Raw genomic sequence first — 17,718 nt, forward strand, 5'->3', positions numbered from 1 at the left:
GAATGTCTTAACATTCTTGATAGCTTTCTTTTAATAGTTTTCTGTCGATCTTTCCGTTTGCATTGTAAGGCATCTGTTTGATTCGGATGAACTTATTCGGTCGCATATACGCAGGCAGTTTAGAGGTTGCTGTAACGGAAAGTGCATCTGGTTTTACCTTTCCCTGATAAAAAACAAGAATTTGATCAGTTGTTTCTAAGTAAATACATACGCAGGCATGAATTTCCGGCAAAGCCCCAATAGAAGCTTCGATTTCACCGGGTTCAATGCGGTATCCCATATGTTTGATCTGGAAATCTTTTCGTCCCTGATATCTTAAAAGTCCATCTTCCCCTCGATATACAAGATCTCCTGTGCGATATACAACTTCCGGATAAGCATCATTCAACGGATTTTGTACGAAAGCTTCAGAAGTTTTTGATGGATTATGATAATAACCGTCTGCAAGAAACGGACCGCTGACAAGAAGTTCCCCGCTTGTAGCTTCTTTCCCGTTCTCATTTACGATGATCAGGTCACAATTGTCACAGGCAACGCCGATAGGAAGTGTTTCCTCATCGGAAAAAGTGTGATTAACAACATAGTAACTGCAAATATCGGTTGTCTCTGTCGGACCGAAAAGATTTGCGTAAAAAATATCAGGAAGTGCCTGGCGCCAGTAATTCAACTGCTTTACAGGCATAACTTCTCCGGCAAACAATACTTTCTTAAGATATTCCGGTTTAATATAAGAAAATGTATCCCAGTTCGCTACAATATTAAGCGCAGAAGGAACCCAGTAGATGGTATTTACTTTATAAGTATTCAGATATTCCATAAGCTGCATCGGGAATGAAAAATACTTCTTTGGAATAATCTGATAAGTTGCCCCGGTACGAAGTGCTGCATAAAAGTCAGAGACAGACATACTAAAGTACAATGGGGTCTGGCTTCCAAAAATAGTTGCTTGATCAATATCAAATGCATGGATAAACCAGCTTCCATAAGAAATCAATGCACGATGGCTGATCACAGTACCCTTTGGCTGACCGGTAGAACCGGAAGTATAGAGAATATATGCCGGATCACGTTCCGTCATCTGGTCACGTACTCTGTCAAGAAGCTTGTTATCTATTCCTGCCAAAGCACTATCTTCTATTAAAAATGTCTTAATTGTCTTTGAGAACGGTTCACTCTGGTCCTCTTCAAAAGAAGAAGGCATATCAGAACGGCTAGTGTGAAATGCATTCACTTTATCAATGTATGAGCTGTCTGTAAGAATCCCAGCCGGCTGTAATGTTTCAAAAATACGGTGTACACGTTCTACAGGCATCTGTGTGTCAAGTACGACATAAAAATTACCACTGTAAAGAACGCCGAGCATTGCCTCTGCCAGAGCAGGGCTCTTATCCATATAAATAGCAACAGGAATACGGTGCTTCTTCAAAGTAGAAGCAAGCATGGTACCTGTCTGTTGGCTCTTTCTTTTCAGATCATGGAAAGTAACCGAAGCATGGTCGTCTGCAACGGCTATATGATCAGGAAAACGCTCACAGGTTTTCTCGAAATATTGTAATATATTTTTCATATGTAGTATCTCCTTAGTGCTGTTAGCGACTATTGATTCATAGTTATACATACAAGATAACAAAGAAATCTTAAGTAATAACCAAAGAGAATCTAAAACATTCTTAAGAGATAATTCTGGATTTATTTCCTTGCGCTGTTTGTTTCTTTTGCTTGATCAATGAAAACTTACATATATTTTACAAGACAATCTCTTTTGATTTTACATCTTTGTGTTAGAGTTATGCACATAAAGGAAAGGACAGATGGGTGATGAAAGTGAAAGAAATATATAAAATATCAGAGACTGTTCATAGAGCAGCAGGGGGAAAAATAGAAAATATTTTCCTGTTTTTAAATACAATGTTCTGGGCATTGCTTGCGCTTATTATTGGCGCGGCAGGATTTTCCCTGGCAACGGGAAGTGTGATTGGGCATGGAATTACATTATTTTGTATTGTAGGATATACTGGAATGATTATAGGATTTTTTGGTGGAAGTTATTATTTATATAGAAGAGATGAGAAATAAAGTAAGCAAGAAGCTATCGCAGTAACAGTGTTACAACTGTAACTGTGGATAGCTTCTTTTATTTTACAGGAAAAAATGCTGCGAAAATGCCGGGGTCCGTTTGAATGTATTTATGTGCCTACTGTTATTATATTTACAAAAGTAAAAATAATAATAAAAAATTGCCCAAAAACAGGGCAAAATATTTGGTTATATTGAAAGAATGTAAAAATATATGTCATGTTTTTGTTGACAATCTAGAGGGAAAATTTTATAATATAGGTAGTTACGGGAGGGGGAAATATGAGGAAGGTAATTGATGATCCACGCCTGATGGTTCGGGTATGCGATTTGTATTATAATCAGGGTATCAGCCAGCAGCAGATTGCCAAGGACCTGAATTTATCCAGACCGACGGTATCTAGAGTGTTGGCGCTTGCTAAGGAGCAGGGAATTGTAAAGATTAGTATTTCCAATGTGAATGCAGTAGAGCATTGGGAGCTTGAGAGAAGACTTGAGAAAGAATTTGGTCTTCGGGAAGTAATCATTGTAGGAGAGAATTCCTCAGAGGATGGGATGAAGGAGTCGCTTGGAGAAGCGGCCGCCAGATATTTGGAATATACGATTAAAGATGGGAATATAGTAGGTGTTTCTATGGGTTCCACTTTATTTGAAGTCGTGTCCCATGTTGTACATCCTGCCGCACAGAAAGTTACATTTGTTCCGTTAGTCGGTGGAGTTGGAAGAGTTCGTATGGAGCTTCATGCGAACAGTCTGGCGGAATCACTGTCTCGTATATATAATGGTAAGTTTGTACCGCTGCATGCACCGGCCCGCGTTTCCAGCAGAAATATCCGAGATGAGCTTTTGAAAGAAGATAGTTTATTACCGGCGATTTATCTGACACAGAAATTAGATATTGCAATAGTTGGTATCGGATATCCGAATGAGAAGTCAGCAATTATGGCGACGGGATATTTTAAGGAGAATGAGATAGAATCTCTTATTGACCGTAAGGTAGCCGGAGAGCTATGTATGCAGTTTTATGATATTTACGGAGATACTGCTCCGTATAAAGATGATAATAATGTTATTGGAATGGATATCAGTATGCTTCGCTCTGTTCCACGTTCTATCGGTATTGCCGGAGGTGTTGAGAAGCTTCGGGCAGTCAGAGGAGCGATTAACGGACACTATATTAATACGTTGATTACAGATATTGAATGTGCAGAGGCATTGATATCTGAATAATAAATCATGGTGCAGCAGTAATAAATACTGCCGATGCAGTAGATGCAGCATCAGAATATATCTAGTTCATAGTTTTGATCAAGGGGGTAAATATCATGGATGAAATTCTAAACCTGTCAATTAATGAGATGCCACAAACTGAGTTTGATTGTTCTTGTGGAAAGCACCACAATTTTAGCGTACACGATATGTCTATCCGTAAAGGAGCAATCGAAGATTTACCAAAGATGGCAGAACCATTTAAAGATGGTAAGATTCTTGTAGTATTTGATAATCATACTTACGAAGTAGCAGGTAAAAGAGCTGTAGAACTTCTAAAAGAGAATGGATTTAATGTAAAAGAACTGTTATTTGATACAGGCGATGATATCTTGATTCCAGATGAGAAGACCTTAGGAAGAATTGTACAGGAACAGGATTTAGATACAAGCCTTATGGTAGCAGTTGGATCTGGTGTTATTAATGACTCCGTTAAGTTCGTAACTTCACGTTCCGGACTGCCATATATCATTGTTGCGACAGCACCATCTATGGATGGATATGTAGCAGATGGAGCCCCGATTTTCTCACAGGGATATAAGTATTCTCCGGTAGCTCATCTTACATACGGACTCGTTGGAGATACCGATATTTTAAAGACTGCTCCTCAGGATCTGATTCAGGCAGGTTACGGTGATGTTGTTGGTAAGATTACTGCGATCGCAGATTGGGATTTATCAGTTAAGGCCAATAACGATTATCGTTGCGATACTTGTGTTACATTAGTTAACAGAGCATTAGACAAGTGTTTTGCAAAAGCAGAAGGATTAAAGGAAAGAGATCCTGAGTCACTTGGAGCATTATTAGAAGCATTAACTTTAACAGGTGTTGCGATGGCATTAGTTAATATTTCCCGTCCGGCATCAGGTGCAGAGCATATGTTATCTCATTTCTGGGAAATGGATTACATTGCACGTGGATTAAATCCAAATCATCATGGAATTCAGGTTGGTGTAGCAACTCCGATTATTGCTCGTTTCTTTGAAGAATTAGCAGATATCCTTCCAGAAGGAACCGGAGCACTTTGTCCGCCTCATGAGGAGATTGAAGCACTTTTAGCAAAAGGTGGAGCACCAACAAGTCCAAAGGATATTGGTATCAGCAAAGAACTGTTCCATAACAGTTTACTGAAAGGATATACAGTACGTCCTCGTTACTCTATCATGCAGTTTGCAAAAGATAATGGACGTTTAGAAGAAATCGCAGATAAGATTACAGAAGAGATTTACGGCTAAAGAATGCCGGGCTATTCTTGAGGAATTCTCAGAATTTCTGACGACGATGATAGATATGATCAGGAATATATAAACAGGTAAGAGGTATATTTTATGCAGAAAAAGGAAGACGCATTAAAAGGTGTGAAACTATTTGTCCTTGATATGGATGGAACAGTATATTTAGGTGATCAGCTGATTGAAGGTGCATTAGATTTCATTCGTGAGGTAGATGCATCAGAAGACAGAGATTTCATTTTCTTTACGAACAATGCTTCTCGTGTCCCTGCAGTTTATGTTGAAAAGCTTCATAAGCTGGGACTTGATGTAGAGGAAAGTAAAGTTGTAACAGCTGGAGATGTCTGTGCAGAATTTTTGAAGGTGAATTATCCGGGAGCAAGAGTTTATCTCAATGGTACTCCTGTTCTGGAAGAGAACTGGAAGGAAAAAGGAATTAATCTTGTAGAAGAAGATCCAGATGTTGCAGTACAGAGTTTTGATACAACATTAACTTATCATAAACTAGATCGAATCTGTCACTACGTAAGAAATGGTGTTCCGTTTATTGCAACACATATGGATACAAACTGCCCGACAGAGTATGGATTTATGCCTGATTGTGGAGCAATGTGCAGTCTTATTACAGATTCTACAGGAGTGAAGCCTCGTTTCCTTGGAAAGCCATGGAAAGAAACAGTAGATATGGTTGCAGAGATTACAGGTTATAAGGCAGAAGAGATGGCTTTTGTTGGCGATCGCTTATATACAGATGTGGCAACAGGCGTGAATAACGGAGCGAAAGGATTTCTTGTTTTAACCGGGGAAGCAGATATGCAGACTGTAGCTGAATCTGACGTAGAGCCAACTTGTATCTATGATTCTTTAAATGAAATGAGAAAATATCTGTAGTTTTAAAGTATAAATCAAAAGGGATTTTTTACCACTCAAATAAAGAAGGAGATTAAAAAATGAAAGTAGTATTTGGATGTGATCCTAACGCAACACAGTTTAAATTAGACTTAATGGAATATGTAAAGAGTCTTGGACATGAAGTAGCAGACTTAGGAAGTGATGATCCGATTTATGCGAATACAGCCATTGAAGTAGCAAAAGCTGTAGCTGCTAAAGAATATGACAGAGGTATCATCGTTTGTGGAACAGGTATTGGTGTTTCTATTGCAGCCAATAAAGTAAAAGGAGCTTATGCTGCATGTATTCATGATGTATATCAGGCTCAGAGAGCACAGCTTTCTAATCATGCAAACATTATTACTATGGGTTCACAGGTTATCGGAATCGAACTTGCAAAACAGCTTGTTAAAGAATATCTTTCTGTAGAATGGGATCCTAACTGCAGATCTGTTGCAAAAGTACAGAGAATCATTGACTTTGAAAATGAAGAATAATCTATCAGATCTTACATGCGTTTGATTGGGAATATATGAAATAAAAGTGGGTATTGGGTAAAACAATATAGCATAGAAAGTATGCGTTAATGATGAAAGGAGTTACAAAATGGCAGAATATTTAATGGGTATTGATGCAGGAACCGGTAGTGTACGAGTAGCGTTATTTGATTTTAGAGGACAGAATCGTGCATACGCTGTTGCAGAGTATGGAACAACTTATCCTAAAAATGGATGGGCAGAGCAGAGCGACTACGAATGGTTTGAGGCATTAAAGAAAGCAATTCCTGAGTGTATCAAGAAGGCTGGTATCGCAGCAGATAATATCGCAGCGATTACCTGTGATGCTACAACAAACACATTAGTGTACTTAGATGAGAATGATACTTCTGTACGTCCACCGATTCTCTGGATGGATGTTCGTGCGACAGAAGAAGCATCCTTCATCGATACTATTCGCGAAGAATATGATGCAACGAAGTTCTATAAACCAGGATTTAGAGCAGACACTATGGTTCCAAAGTGTATGTGGGTTAAGAAGAACGAGCCTGAAAACTGGGCAAAAACTAAGACGATCATGGAATTTGAAGACTGGCTGAACTGGAAGCTTACAGGAAGAAAAACAGTAAGTATGTCTGTTGCAGCATTCCGTTGGAACTATGATGATAAAAATGGTGGATATCCAGTAGACTTCTATAATGCAGTAGGACTTGATGATGTTGTTGATAAGTTCCCAGAACCAGTATTAAAGGTAGGAGAAGTTGTTGGTAATATCAGTGCAGAAGCTGCAGAAATCTTTGGTCTTAGCAAAAAGACAGTTGTAGTAGAAGGTACAGCAGACTGTAATGCATGTATGTTTGGTGTTGGTGGTGTAAGACCAAACGGTATGACATTAATTGGTGGAACATCTACCTGTCTGTTAGGTCTTTCCGAAGAAGAATTCCACGTAGACGGTGTAAATGGAACATATCCAAACTGTATGTATGACGGAACCAGCTTGTTAGAAGGTGGACAGACAGCAGCAGGTTCTATTCTGACATGGTTCAAGAATAACCTTCTTCCGGCAGCATGGATGCAGGAAGCTGTAAACCGTAACATGAATATCTATGATCTCATCACAGAAAAAGCATCTTCTGTTCCGATCGGATGTGACGGTCTCGTTATGATGGATTACTTCCAGGGTAACAGAGCTCCTTATGCAGACTCAAAAGCAAGAGGAATGTTCTGGGGATTATCTATCGGTACAACACCAGCTCATCTTGCAAGAGCGGTATATGAAGGTGTTGCTTATGGTGCAAACCATTGTATCGTCAGCATGAAAAAGGCTGGATATGATGTAAAAGAAATCTACGCATGTGGTGGTTTAGCACAGTCTGACTTCTGGATGCAGATGCATGCCGATATTATCGGAGTACCAATGTATACAACAGTAGAGAGCCAGAGTGCAGGATGTCTTGGTGACTGTATCATCGCCGCTGTTGGTGTTGGAATCTATCCTAACTTCTGGGAAGCAGCAGACAGTATGATTCGTGTAGATAAAGAGTACATTCCTAACATGGAAGCACATAAAGAATATCAGTTCTATATGGAAAGATATATGGAAACATGGCCACAGATGAAAGAAATCGTACATAAAACAGTAGACCACAACAACAAAAAATAGTATTATATTAATATTGTAAATAACTAATAAGCCCGCGGAGGATACGCTACCTGTATGCTTCGCGGGTATATTAGATTTTAACTTGGAGGATTAATTATGTCAGAAGTAAAAGTAATCGGAATTGGTAATGACCATGCAGCAGTAGATCTTAAGAATGAGATCAAGGCATATCTTGAGGAAAAAGGTTATAAGGTAGTAAATTATGGAACAGATTCTTCCGAAAGCTGTGATTATCCAATCTACGGAGCAAAAGTAGGCCACGCAGTTGCAAGTGGAGAGGTAGATGCCGGTGTTTTAATCTGTGGAACAGGAATCGGTATCTCTATTGCAGCCAATAAAGTAAAGGGTGTACGAGCTGCCGTTGTCAGTGAACCGGTGTCCGCAAGATTAACAAAAGAACACAACAATGCAAATATTATTGCATTTGGTGCAAGAATTGTTGGAAGTGAGATGGCTAAAGCAATCGTAGACGCATGGCTTGATGCTAAATATATCGGAAGCGGCCGTCACGAGAGACGCGTAAACATGATTGAAGAGGAAGCAGCAAAGTATAATAAATAAAAAGTATATGGTTACGGAGGAAGAAGATGAGTCGTTTTATGGAAATAAAATCAAAGGATATAGAGAAAGCCTTTGAAGATGAGAGAAGACAGTATTTCGTTGGAAACTTAAAGAAACCACAACATATCCCTTTTGTTAAGTCAGACAATACGGAAATGGGATTAACTGCTTATGATAAATTCACTGGTGAGCCGGCTCATCGTCACTCTGTGGCAAAAGAATATGCTTATGTCATTTCCGGTAGAACACAGTATATGGACCTTGATACAAGAGAAGTATATGAATATCGTGCGGGCGATTTCTTTGCGACCTTTCCGGGAACAACTTATGTTCAGAAATCCGAAGCTGGAACAAAGATGATCTTTGTAAAAGAACCATCGATTAATGATAAAGAGCTTGTACCGATGGACGAAGAAGCTAAAAAATGGATGGAAACGGAATTCTGATTTGTAGATTTAATGTAGACGAAAAAAGGAAAAAATAATACATCCCATCTGCTCTGTAGTCGCTGTGTTTAAGATGCTCATCCGCATCTTAAACACGCTCCGAAGACGCATCTGGGATGTATTATTTTTTCCTTTTTTCTGGCTATCTAAATCTACAGTTGGGCAACGTAGAATGTACCAGAAGGATATGACTTTCCGGGAAATTAAATTTCGAAAGGATTGATATTCAAATTGTTGTGTATACTTGGAATTTAGAATTATAAAGAATTCTTAAGAAACGGTGATAAAATTGACGATAATATATATAGGAAGTATAATATAACATATTTTGGAAGAAAACTCTTCTTAAGGAGCAGATTGAAACGGAGTAGAAAGGCAGCTTAAAGATGAATATTTTAATAAAACCAAGAAAGAATAGATATATTATTTATGCTATAATTATCGCGCTTTTTTCTACGATTGGAATGCAGATTTCGTTATTACATACCAATATAGGAAAAGTACTGGAAAAAATAGAATATGATTCCGTATGGAATCATATGATGAGTGTTTTAAGAATAAGTATAACAAGAAAAAGTGATGTATTGTTGTTTTATCAGATAGCAGCGGCAGTTATTTTTATTATATTTCTTATTGTTTTTTCATACAGGTTTTCTGTTCGGGAAGTAGTAAGTGCAGGGTTATTATCAATATTGTTTGGATTTACCATGTGGTTCCGGACTGTATTTTCGCATAAAGAATCATGGAACTATTTTGTACGAAACAGTTATGTCAAAGTATTAAATGGATGGTATATACTTGGATATGCGTTGCTGGCTTTTGGAATTTTTCTTTTAGTTGGCAAGGCTGTAACAGGGCATTGTATAAAGCAGGAAAGTTCAAAAGATTCCCTTAGAAGTAGAGGAAAGGGAAAGAATTATAGTGCCAAAACAGTATTTTTAATATGCATGGCTGTATTAATTGTTTTTTGGTTACCATATTACATTGTTTTCTGGCCGGGATTTCAGCATACAGATTTGCCAACGCAGATGTTGCAGTTTTTTCATATCCGTACGAGATTTCAGGGGAGAGTTATAACAGATGGAATCAATATATTTTATAGTAATGATCATCCTTTTTTACAAACAATGTTAGTTGGCGGGGCACTTAAACTGGGACTTGGAGTTCATAATATCAATTTTGGATATGCAGTATATAGTTTTATTCAAATGCTCTTATTTATTGTAGCTTTCAGTGGTATTTTAGCTACGTTATATCATTTCAAAGTAAGTGTATTTATATTAAAGATAAGCTTGTGTTTATATGCCATAGTTCCTGTTTTTCCACTATATGCTTTATTAATAGGTGGTGATAGCTTTTTTTCTGTTTTTTATCTGTTTTATATGGTAGGAATTTTATGGATTTTTTATACAAAGGGTGACATTCTGAAAAATAATAAATTTATAATTGCAATGATAATAGAAATAATCCTTATGTCTACATCTAAAAATCAAGGAGTATATGTTGCAGCGGCAGTTTTTGTACTTTGTTTAATCTACTTTAAAAGATATAGGATAAGGATATCCGTATGTATGTTAATACCAATATTATTATTTCAGTTTGTATATTGTGGTCCATTTTTTAAAATTGCCAGAGTTGGTACTACAGGAAAACAGGAAGCTTTATCTGTTTGTTTTCAGCAGACAGCCAGATATATAAAATATCATGGAGATGAAGTTACATCCCAAGAAAAAGAAGCGATTAATAAAGTTTTAAATTATGATGTGATTGGAGAAAAGTATGATCCGAATCTATCCGATCCTGTAAAAATGACATTTAAGTTAGAAGCGACAGGAGAGGATTTAAAAAATTATTTTGCTGTCTGGCTTCAAATGGGGTTAAAACATCCCAGCGAATATATACAATCATTTATAGACAATACATATGGTTATTATACTATTAGTTTTGATAATCATAAGGGAGTATATTTTAAACCGGAAATTATGAATTTTTATATTGGTAAACGTGATTGGGTAAAAAAGGATAAACATATTGTAGAATTATTAAGAAAAATTCAGGCAGAAGTACCGGAAAAACGGAAACCTATTAGGGAAAACGGAGTACAAATAATAAAAGTAATTCAAAAAGTTCCGATTTTTAATTGCTTTTTTAATCCGGGAACGCTCACTTGGCTTATGGTAATGGGATTTTTTGTATTGTGGACAAAAAGAAAATATAATTCTATGCTTGCCTTTTTGCCAGTATTTTTGATTTTTGGTGTATGTTTGCTTTCGCCTAAAAATAATAATCTTCGATATATTTATCCACTTTGTTGTATGATACCGGCGATGCTGGCAGCGGCATTTGGAGAGAAAAATCCTGATTTATAGATTTAATGTAGACGAAAAAAGAAAAAATAATACATCCCATCTGCTCTGTAGTCGCTGTATTTAAGATGCTCATCCGCATCTTAAACACGCTCCCAAGCCGCATCTGGGATGTATTATTTTTTTCTTTTTTCTGGCTATCTAAATTTACAGTTGGCGAGAATGGGGATTTTCCAGAAGGTTATGGATTCTCGGGGAATTAAAGTCTAAAGGATTGACGCATTCTTCTGGAGTTTTCCATTTGAATAGAAATTGTATATTTCTGGGGGACCATCTTATTTTTCCTGCTCAAAATGCTGATTTCATCTGGCGTCAAAGAACAGAAAAGCAGAAACTTGATATAGAAGAAAATGTGATGTCGGAGCAAGTAAAAATGCCGGTCAGGCATTTTCTGTGCCGCGACTATCTTCACATTTTCTTCTATATCAAGTTTCTACTTTTCGTTTCTTTAGTCCATTAAATCAGTATTTGTAAAATTCCACACAATAAGAGGTAATATTTGGCTATTTGTTTACCAAAATAAAACGTGTGATTTTTTAGAAAAATGAAAGATTTTATTCATAAAAAAATAAGAATGTGCAGAAAAATACATTTACAAGAAGAAAAATTGTGATATAATAAACGAAGTTTGAGTGGATTGATAATTAAAATCAATAATGCTTATAAAGTATTCGTATATCTATTTTAGGAAATCAACACAGTTTTTAACAGAGTTTTCTTGTTTACAGAGTAACAATTATGGTTATATTCTGGTGAATACAGAGTTTTCTGTCCAATTGGTGTTAAAGTTCTATCCATCCTGTTATCTAGGTTTATGTAACAGGTTCTTTTAACTTTTATTTTCTATTATCTATTATACATTTTACCGATTGAAAATTGAATATTTTAGTACATGAAAAGAAACATAAAGAATAAAGAAAGAGTGTAAAAAGCAGGGGCTTGTATAGAGTAAGTCCTGTTTTGTTATGGAGATTTTTATGAAAGAGAAGAAAAGAAAGTTCAGGCATGAGCATGGAGGAAGCTTTTCAGTAGATTATTATGCATATGCTTCTCGAATGAGAAGTTGGAATGCAGGTTTTAAAGTACTGTTTTCGATTATTAGTTTACTTTTATGTATTGCGTGTAATAATCTGTTTGTTTCATTGGCAGTTATTTTTTTTATGGGATTTTTGACAGTGGCTGTTGGCGGTTTGAAGCTGCATCATTATATTTCGATGCTCCTTGTTCCAATCGTATTTTTGATTTTTGGAACAATTGCCATAGCGATTGGGTTTTCAATGCATCCAGTAGGACAGTATCATGTTCATTTTTTGAATTTGTTTTACATTTATTGCTCAAAGGCAAGTTTGCTTAAAGCAGGGAATCTTGTGTTTAAGGCATTAGGCGCTGTCAGTGCACTTTATATGATGACATTGACGACACCGTTAAGCGAAATTATTGCTGTTTTGAGGAAGGCCCATGTTCCAAAGCTGATTATAGAGCTTATGAATATGATTTACCGATATATTTTCATTATGATCGATACGCACAGCCGTATGAAGAATTCAGCGGAATCCCGACTTGGTTATTGTGATTTTAAAACGTCTTGTTATTCCTTTGGACAGGTTGCCAGCAACCTGCTGGTTGTTTCACTGAAAAGAGGAAATAATTATTACAATGCCTTGGAAGCACGTTGTTATAACGGGGATTTACAGTTCCTTGAAGAGGAAAAGCAGGTAAAAGCAGGCCAGGTTGTAATGGCAGTTATTTTTATCATTATTTTATTGCTTATATGGTTTTTTACAAAGTAATTTAGAAGATAGTATACAGATATCCTGTATGTGTTATTTGTGATTTGAAAAATTTTAAATAGTTACAAGATAGATGTATGACCTGTGGAGGTATTTATGCAGGAAAAAGAACCAATATTAAAGGTAGAAGATTTACATTATGCATATAATGGCGAAAAAGCAGCGTTGAATGGAATTGACCTTAATATTTATGAAGGTGAAAAAATTGCGGTGCTTGGCTCTAACGGAGCCGGAAAGTCTACATTTTTTCTGAATATTAACGGAGTTTTGAAGTCTCATCATGGAGAAATATATTATCGTGGGGAGAAAATTACGAAAAAGAATCTGAATAATCTTAGAAAGAATGTAGGAATTGTTTTTCAGGATGCAGATAATCAGATTATTGCATCCACAGTAATGGCAGAAGTTTCTTTTGGACCGATGAATTTAAAGCTGCCAAGAGAAGAAGTGATTTCCAGAGTGGATAAAGCTCTTGAATATATGAATATCTCAGGATTTAAAGATCGTCCGCCACATTATTTAAGCGGTGGTGAGAAAAAGAGAGTCAGTATTGCAGATATTATTGCAATGGAGTCAGAAGTTATTATTTTTGATGAGCCTACAGCAGCACTTGATCCGCTGAATGCAGCAATGCTTGAAGAGGTTCTTCAAAAAATGGGTGATGAGGGCCGGACAATGCTCATATCTACACATGATGTAGATTTCGCTTATCGATGGGCAGAGAGAGTTATCGTATTCTGCCATGGAAAGATCATTGCGGATGATACACCACTTGCTGTATTTAAGCAGGAGGATATCTTAAAGCAGGCGAACCTGAAGCATCCGATGATGTTTGATGTCTATGACATTTTAAAAGAGAAAGGTATCGTTCCAAAAGGGGACGTTTATCCTAAAAATATTGCCGAATTTCAGGCAATGGTAAAAGGTTTATAAATGAAAAATTAAAAGGAGGAGAGACAAATGTCTAAAAAACAAAAGAGTCTTGCAGTTCTTGCGAGCGTATTTTTAATGCTTTTTACAATCGCACCAGTTTCTAATGCGATGCACATCATGGAGGGATTCCTTCCAGTGAAATACTGTATCTTATGGGGAGTAATCTGTGTACCATTTTTAGTAATCGGTTTTATGAATATCAAAAAGGTACTTGGAAATGACAGAAGAACTCTTACAGTACTTGCTTTAACAGGTGCTTTCGTGTTCGTACTTTCATCTTTAAAGATTCCTTCAGTAACAGGAAGCTGTTCCCATATGACAGGTACAGGTCTTGGAGCAATCTTATTTGGACCATGTGTAACAAGTATTTTAGGTATCATCGTATTAATCTTCCAGGCAATCTTACTTGCACATGGTGGATTAACAACATTAGGAGCTAACTGCTTCTCTATGGCAATTGCTGGACCAATCATTTCCTGGGTATTATATAAATTACTTCAGAAAGCAAATGTAAATAAGAGAGTAGCTATATTCGTTGCGGCATTCTTAGGTGATTTATTTACATATTGTGTAACAAGCTTCCAGCTTGCACTTGCTTATCCTTCAGAAGTTGGTGGTGTAGGAGCATCCATCGTAAAATTCCTTGGAATCTTCGCTACAACACAGCTTCCATTAGCAGTTATCGAAGGTATTCTTACTGTAGTTATCGTTATTGCACTTGAGACATATGCAAAAGACGAATTAAGCAGTCTGGAATTTTAATAGGAGGAAAGAAAATGACAAAAAATACAAAAACAGTAGTTATTTTATTAGTAATTGCAGCATTGATCGCAATTGTTCCACTGTTTGCGCTTAAAGGTGCAGAATTTGGTGGATCTGATGATGCCGGTAGCGAAATGATTTCTGAAATTCAGGGAAAAGAATATGAACCATGGTTCACACCAGTACTTGAAACAGCACTTGGTGGAGAACTTCCTGGAGAAATCGAAAGCTTAATCTTCTGTCTTCAGACAGGAATCGGAGTAGGAATCGTAGCATTCGTACTTGGACGATTTGTAGAAAGAAAGAAGTGGCAGGATAAAGATAACAATTCTACGTCTTCTAAATAATCGATAGACAAACGAAAACCAAAGAATCCTATCCTTATATTTGTGAAAGTATCACTGCGGGTTGAATGTTCGCTTAACGGCTCACATTCAATCCTCGCTCTAATATCGCAAATATAAGGATAGGATTCTTTGGTTTTCTGTTACTTTTTTCTGTTACTTTTTTCTGTTACTTTACAATGATCTATCAGAATGGGTCAGTCCTTCACAAATGCTATTCCACAGAAGTCCTGTATCTTCTGTCTTATTCCCCATCCCACCCAACATAATTGCGGATTTGAAATAATTATAGCATTACAACAAACAGAACCCCGCCACCCTTTATTATGTAAAAATGCGCCTTAGAGCAAACTCTTAATGCGGGCGAGCATTAAGAGTGCAGTGATACGAAGCATTTTTACATAATAAGGGGTGGTGGGGTTCGTCTGTTTATTCGCACAATTTAAAAAACTATTGACTTGTTAACCATTCAACTGCATTAAGTACCTCTTCCGGTGTTTCGCATACAGAGAAGAGCGACTTTACGGATTCGCGGATAAAGCCCATGCCGATAAGTTTATCAATATTTGCAATCGTGTCATCATAGAAACCGGCAACATTGTATATAATAATCGGCTTTGCGCTTCGACCAAGTTCGGTCAAAGTAAGTATCTGGAAGAATTCATCAAAAGTTCCGATTCCACCAGGGGCGATAACGAATGCATCTGCATTCTCTTCCATGACTTCTTTTCGAAGACTCATAGTTTCTGTGCGTACAATTTCAGTGCATTCACTTTTAATCGGTTCAAACTTGTTCATGAAGGTCGGAACAACGCCTGTTACCTCTCCACCGTTTTCTAATACACCGCTTGCACAGGCTCCCATCAGTCCGCTGGCACCCCCGCCATAGATGAGTTTATGGTGTCGTTTTGCAATTTCCTTTCCCAATTCGTTCGCTGCATTTATATAGATGGAATTGATGCGGTCGCTTGCTGCGCCATACATACATATTGTAAGTCTGGTCATAATAGCACCCCCTCGTTTTTTATTTGTAGAGTTTAATTTTAACATTTTATTCGACGAAAAACAACAAAATATTAAGGGAAAATAGATAATAGATACGAATTGTCTATATATTTCGACAAAAAGAAAAAATTATCTAAAGATTATGTTATGAAAAAAGTATAAGCTGTGAATAAAGAAAAAGTACACTTTTTTTATTGTATGAATAAGGAAGACAGAAGGTGTATAAAGACAGAAAAATTGTGAAATATGCTTGTTTTTTTGCATAAATATTGCTACAATATAAACAAAGATATGCATAATTATCTATGTCGATAGTGTGTCTTGGTGGATAAAGACTCCGAGAGTACATAGTATTAAAAGGGGTGATTTTTATGAAGAAGGTTATAACAATCAGCAGAGAATTTGGAAGTGGCGGTCATGATATAGGAATGGAAGTAGCAAAGCGTTTGAATATTCCGTTTTATGATCAGGAAATCGTGGATAAAGCCGTTGCAGAGAGTGGCTTTACGAAAGAGTTTATAGAAGAACATGGCGAATACAGTACACTTTCTTCTGTATTACTTGGAACTTCCGCACCTTTTGACAGCTATTATTATGCAGAGGATCCTCAGGATAAGATTTTTAAGATTCAGCGCAGGATCATTAAGAAGTTTGCACAGGAAGGTCCATGTGTTATTGTAGGAAGATGTTCAAACTATATTTTAGAGCAGGCAGATATTGATAGTTTTGATATATTTATCAAGGCAGATATTGAAAAGAGAGCGGAGAATGTAGCGGACAGAGTTGAACTGAAGGGAGACGAATTGATTAAGTTCCTTCAGAGAAGAGATCATAAGAGAAGGGTATATTATCGTTTCTATACTAGGAGAAAATGGGGCGATTATCACGACTATAATATGATGCTGGATAGTGGAATGATTGGCAAGGATAAATGTGTTGACATGATTATTAGTGCGATTGGTGAATGATAGCATATAATAATATGAAAGGAACTTGATAAAGTAAGATAAGTTTAAAAGCAGGACATTTCAGAAGAAGAGATGCCCTGCTTTTTCTAATATAGTTTTCGGAAGGATTGAAAGGAATAGGAAAAATGAAGATTACACAATGTAAATATGGGCATTATTATGATAAAGCGTATTTTGCCAAATGTCCACATTGTTACAGAAGAAATGGCGGCAGGGATGAGGACATCATAATCAAAGACGTAAAATTGACTGCAAATTTATCAGATACAAATCATGTAACGAAAACGCAGGATAAAAGAGCGAGTGACCGAAAGAATGTGAAACGTTGGATTGGAGAAGCATGGGATGAATTAGAGGAAATCTTAGCGGATGAAGAAAGTGAGCCTGAAGAAAAAGAAAGGCAGCAGCATAAAAAGAAAAATGAGTCATATAAAACAGGAGAATTATTAACAGGAAATGCAGAAAGCTATATGCTTTTTGCTGCGATGCCTCTTAAAGTAATCAAAAATCAGGAATTTTGTATGGATTTTTGTCTTTTTCCAGAAAAGGAATGGGAGACAGGTGCGAAGATGCTCACTTTTAAAAGCCAGGAAAGTATACGGGATTTAAAGCCGGTGCAGATGATATTACCGGCTGCTGCAATATTACATATTTTGTACAAAGAAGAAGAGATTTTCCGTAAAGAGATTGAAATCAGCACAGAAAAGAAAAATGAATTTTTTACATTTCCTGTTATGGTAACGGATACAAGAGACCGTCGTTTTCATATGGTGAAGGTCGTTTTTGAGGTAAAGGAACAAAATATTGAAATTCCACTGTATTTAATGCCTAATCCGTAGAAAAAACCGGGAAGTTATGGAAAACATTCGTGGAACTTTATTATTGCGATTTTCGAGAAATACTTATATAATAAGA

General features: G+C 36.7%; 17 protein-coding genes. 15 read left to right on the plus strand and 2 right to left on the minus strand.

Annotated features, from left to right (window positions below; all coding sequences use genetic code 11):
• Positions 1–7: 7 nt before the first annotated feature.
• Positions 8–1,567, minus strand: coding sequence for an amino acid adenylation domain-containing protein (locus EHLA_RS00570; protein ID WP_096238924.1), 1,560 nt, complete (start codon positions 1,565–1,567; stop codon positions 8–10).
• A 248-nt stretch (positions 1,568–1,815) separates the two neighbouring features.
• Between EHLA_RS00570 and EHLA_RS00575 the strand changes: the two genes are divergently transcribed.
• From EHLA_RS00575 to EHLA_RS00640, 13 genes are all read left to right on the plus strand, one after another.
• Entirely contained in the window at positions 1,816–2,076 is a 261-nt protein-coding gene (locus EHLA_RS00575) for a hypothetical protein (RefSeq protein ID WP_123864821.1), read from the plus strand.
• A 282-nt stretch (positions 2,077–2,358) separates the two neighbouring features.
• Positions 2,359–3,306, plus strand: a complete 948-nt coding sequence (locus EHLA_RS00580) for a sugar-binding transcriptional regulator (RefSeq protein ID WP_096238926.1) — start codon at positions 2,359–2,361, stop codon at positions 3,304–3,306.
• 95 nt (positions 3,307–3,401) lie between these two features.
• Positions 3,402–4,580 carry a sn-glycerol-1-phosphate dehydrogenase gene (locus EHLA_RS00585; RefSeq protein WP_096238927.1) on the plus strand — a complete coding sequence of 393 codons (1,179 nt, stop codon included), beginning with the start codon at positions 3,402–3,404 and terminating at the stop codon, positions 4,578–4,580.
• Between the two features lie 93 nt (positions 4,581–4,673).
• Positions 4,674–5,468, plus strand: a complete 795-nt coding sequence (locus tag EHLA_RS00590) for an HAD-IIA family hydrolase (protein WP_021906961.1) — start codon at positions 4,674–4,676, stop codon at positions 5,466–5,468.
• A gap of 59 nt (positions 5,469–5,527) precedes the next feature.
• Complete coding sequence (locus EHLA_RS00595; protein WP_021906962.1) at positions 5,528–5,965, plus strand: RpiB/LacA/LacB family sugar-phosphate isomerase; 438 nt, start codon at positions 5,528–5,530, stop codon at positions 5,963–5,965.
• A gap of 109 nt (positions 5,966–6,074) precedes the next feature.
• On the plus strand, positions 6,075–7,628 hold the full coding sequence (locus EHLA_RS00600; RefSeq protein WP_096238928.1) for an FGGY-family carbohydrate kinase: 1,554 nt from the start codon (positions 6,075–6,077) through the stop codon (positions 7,626–7,628).
• Between the two features lie 96 nt (positions 7,629–7,724).
• Positions 7,725–8,189 carry a ribose 5-phosphate isomerase B gene (gene rpiB / locus EHLA_RS00605; protein ID WP_021906964.1) on the plus strand — a complete coding sequence of 155 codons (465 nt, stop codon included), beginning with the start codon at positions 7,725–7,727 and terminating at the stop codon, positions 8,187–8,189.
• 26 nt (positions 8,190–8,215) lie between these two features.
• The gene (locus EHLA_RS00610) at positions 8,216–8,635 is read left to right on the plus strand and encodes a cupin domain-containing protein (protein WP_096238929.1); all 420 of its coding nucleotides are present in this window, start codon (positions 8,216–8,218) and stop codon (positions 8,633–8,635) included.
• Positions 8,636–9,342: 707 nt separating this feature from the next.
• A complete protein-coding gene (locus tag EHLA_RS00615; RefSeq protein ID WP_416791024.1) occupies positions 9,343–11,004 on the plus strand; it encodes a DUF6020 family protein in 1,662 nt (553 codons plus the stop codon).
• A gap of 974 nt (positions 11,005–11,978) precedes the next feature.
• Positions 11,979–12,791 carry a cobalt ECF transporter T component CbiQ gene (gene cbiQ, locus EHLA_RS00625; RefSeq protein ID WP_096238932.1) on the plus strand — a complete coding sequence of 271 codons (813 nt, stop codon included), beginning with the start codon at positions 11,979–11,981 and terminating at the stop codon, positions 12,789–12,791.
• Between the two features lie 96 nt (positions 12,792–12,887).
• Complete coding sequence (locus EHLA_RS00630; protein ID WP_021906968.1) at positions 12,888–13,724, plus strand: energy-coupling factor ABC transporter ATP-binding protein; 837 nt, start codon at positions 12,888–12,890, stop codon at positions 13,722–13,724.
• A gap of 27 nt (positions 13,725–13,751) precedes the next feature.
• The gene (locus tag EHLA_RS00635) at positions 13,752–14,486 is read left to right on the plus strand and encodes an energy-coupling factor ABC transporter permease (RefSeq protein ID WP_021906969.1); all 735 of its coding nucleotides are present in this window, start codon (positions 13,752–13,754) and stop codon (positions 14,484–14,486) included.
• A gap of 14 nt (positions 14,487–14,500) precedes the next feature.
• A complete protein-coding gene (locus tag EHLA_RS00640; RefSeq protein WP_021906970.1) occupies positions 14,501–14,833 on the plus strand; it encodes an energy-coupling factor ABC transporter substrate-binding protein in 333 nt (110 codons plus the stop codon).
• 447 nt (positions 14,834–15,280) lie between these two features.
• On the opposite strand, the gene EHLA_RS00645 is transcribed toward EHLA_RS00640, so the two are convergent.
• The gene (locus EHLA_RS00645; RefSeq protein ID WP_157908525.1) at positions 15,281–15,835 is read right to left on the minus strand and encodes a TIGR00730 family Rossman fold protein; all 555 of its coding nucleotides are present in this window, start codon (positions 15,833–15,835) and stop codon (positions 15,281–15,283) included.
• Between the two features lie 371 nt (positions 15,836–16,206).
• On the opposite strand from EHLA_RS00645, the gene EHLA_RS00650 reads away from it, so the two are divergent.
• Both EHLA_RS00650 and EHLA_RS00655 read left to right on the plus strand, forming a co-directional pair.
• Positions 16,207–16,803, plus strand: coding sequence for an AAA family ATPase (locus EHLA_RS00650; RefSeq protein WP_096238934.1), 597 nt, complete (start codon positions 16,207–16,209; stop codon positions 16,801–16,803).
• A 125-nt stretch (positions 16,804–16,928) separates the two neighbouring features.
• A complete protein-coding gene (locus EHLA_RS00655) occupies positions 16,929–17,642 on the plus strand; it encodes a hypothetical protein (RefSeq protein ID WP_096238935.1) in 714 nt (237 codons plus the stop codon).
• Positions 17,643–17,718 lie beyond the last annotated feature (76 nt).

This window comes from Anaerobutyricum hallii (assembly GCF_900209925.1).
Lineage (GTDB): Bacteria > Bacillota > Clostridia > Lachnospirales > Lachnospiraceae > Anaerobutyricum > Anaerobutyricum soehngenii.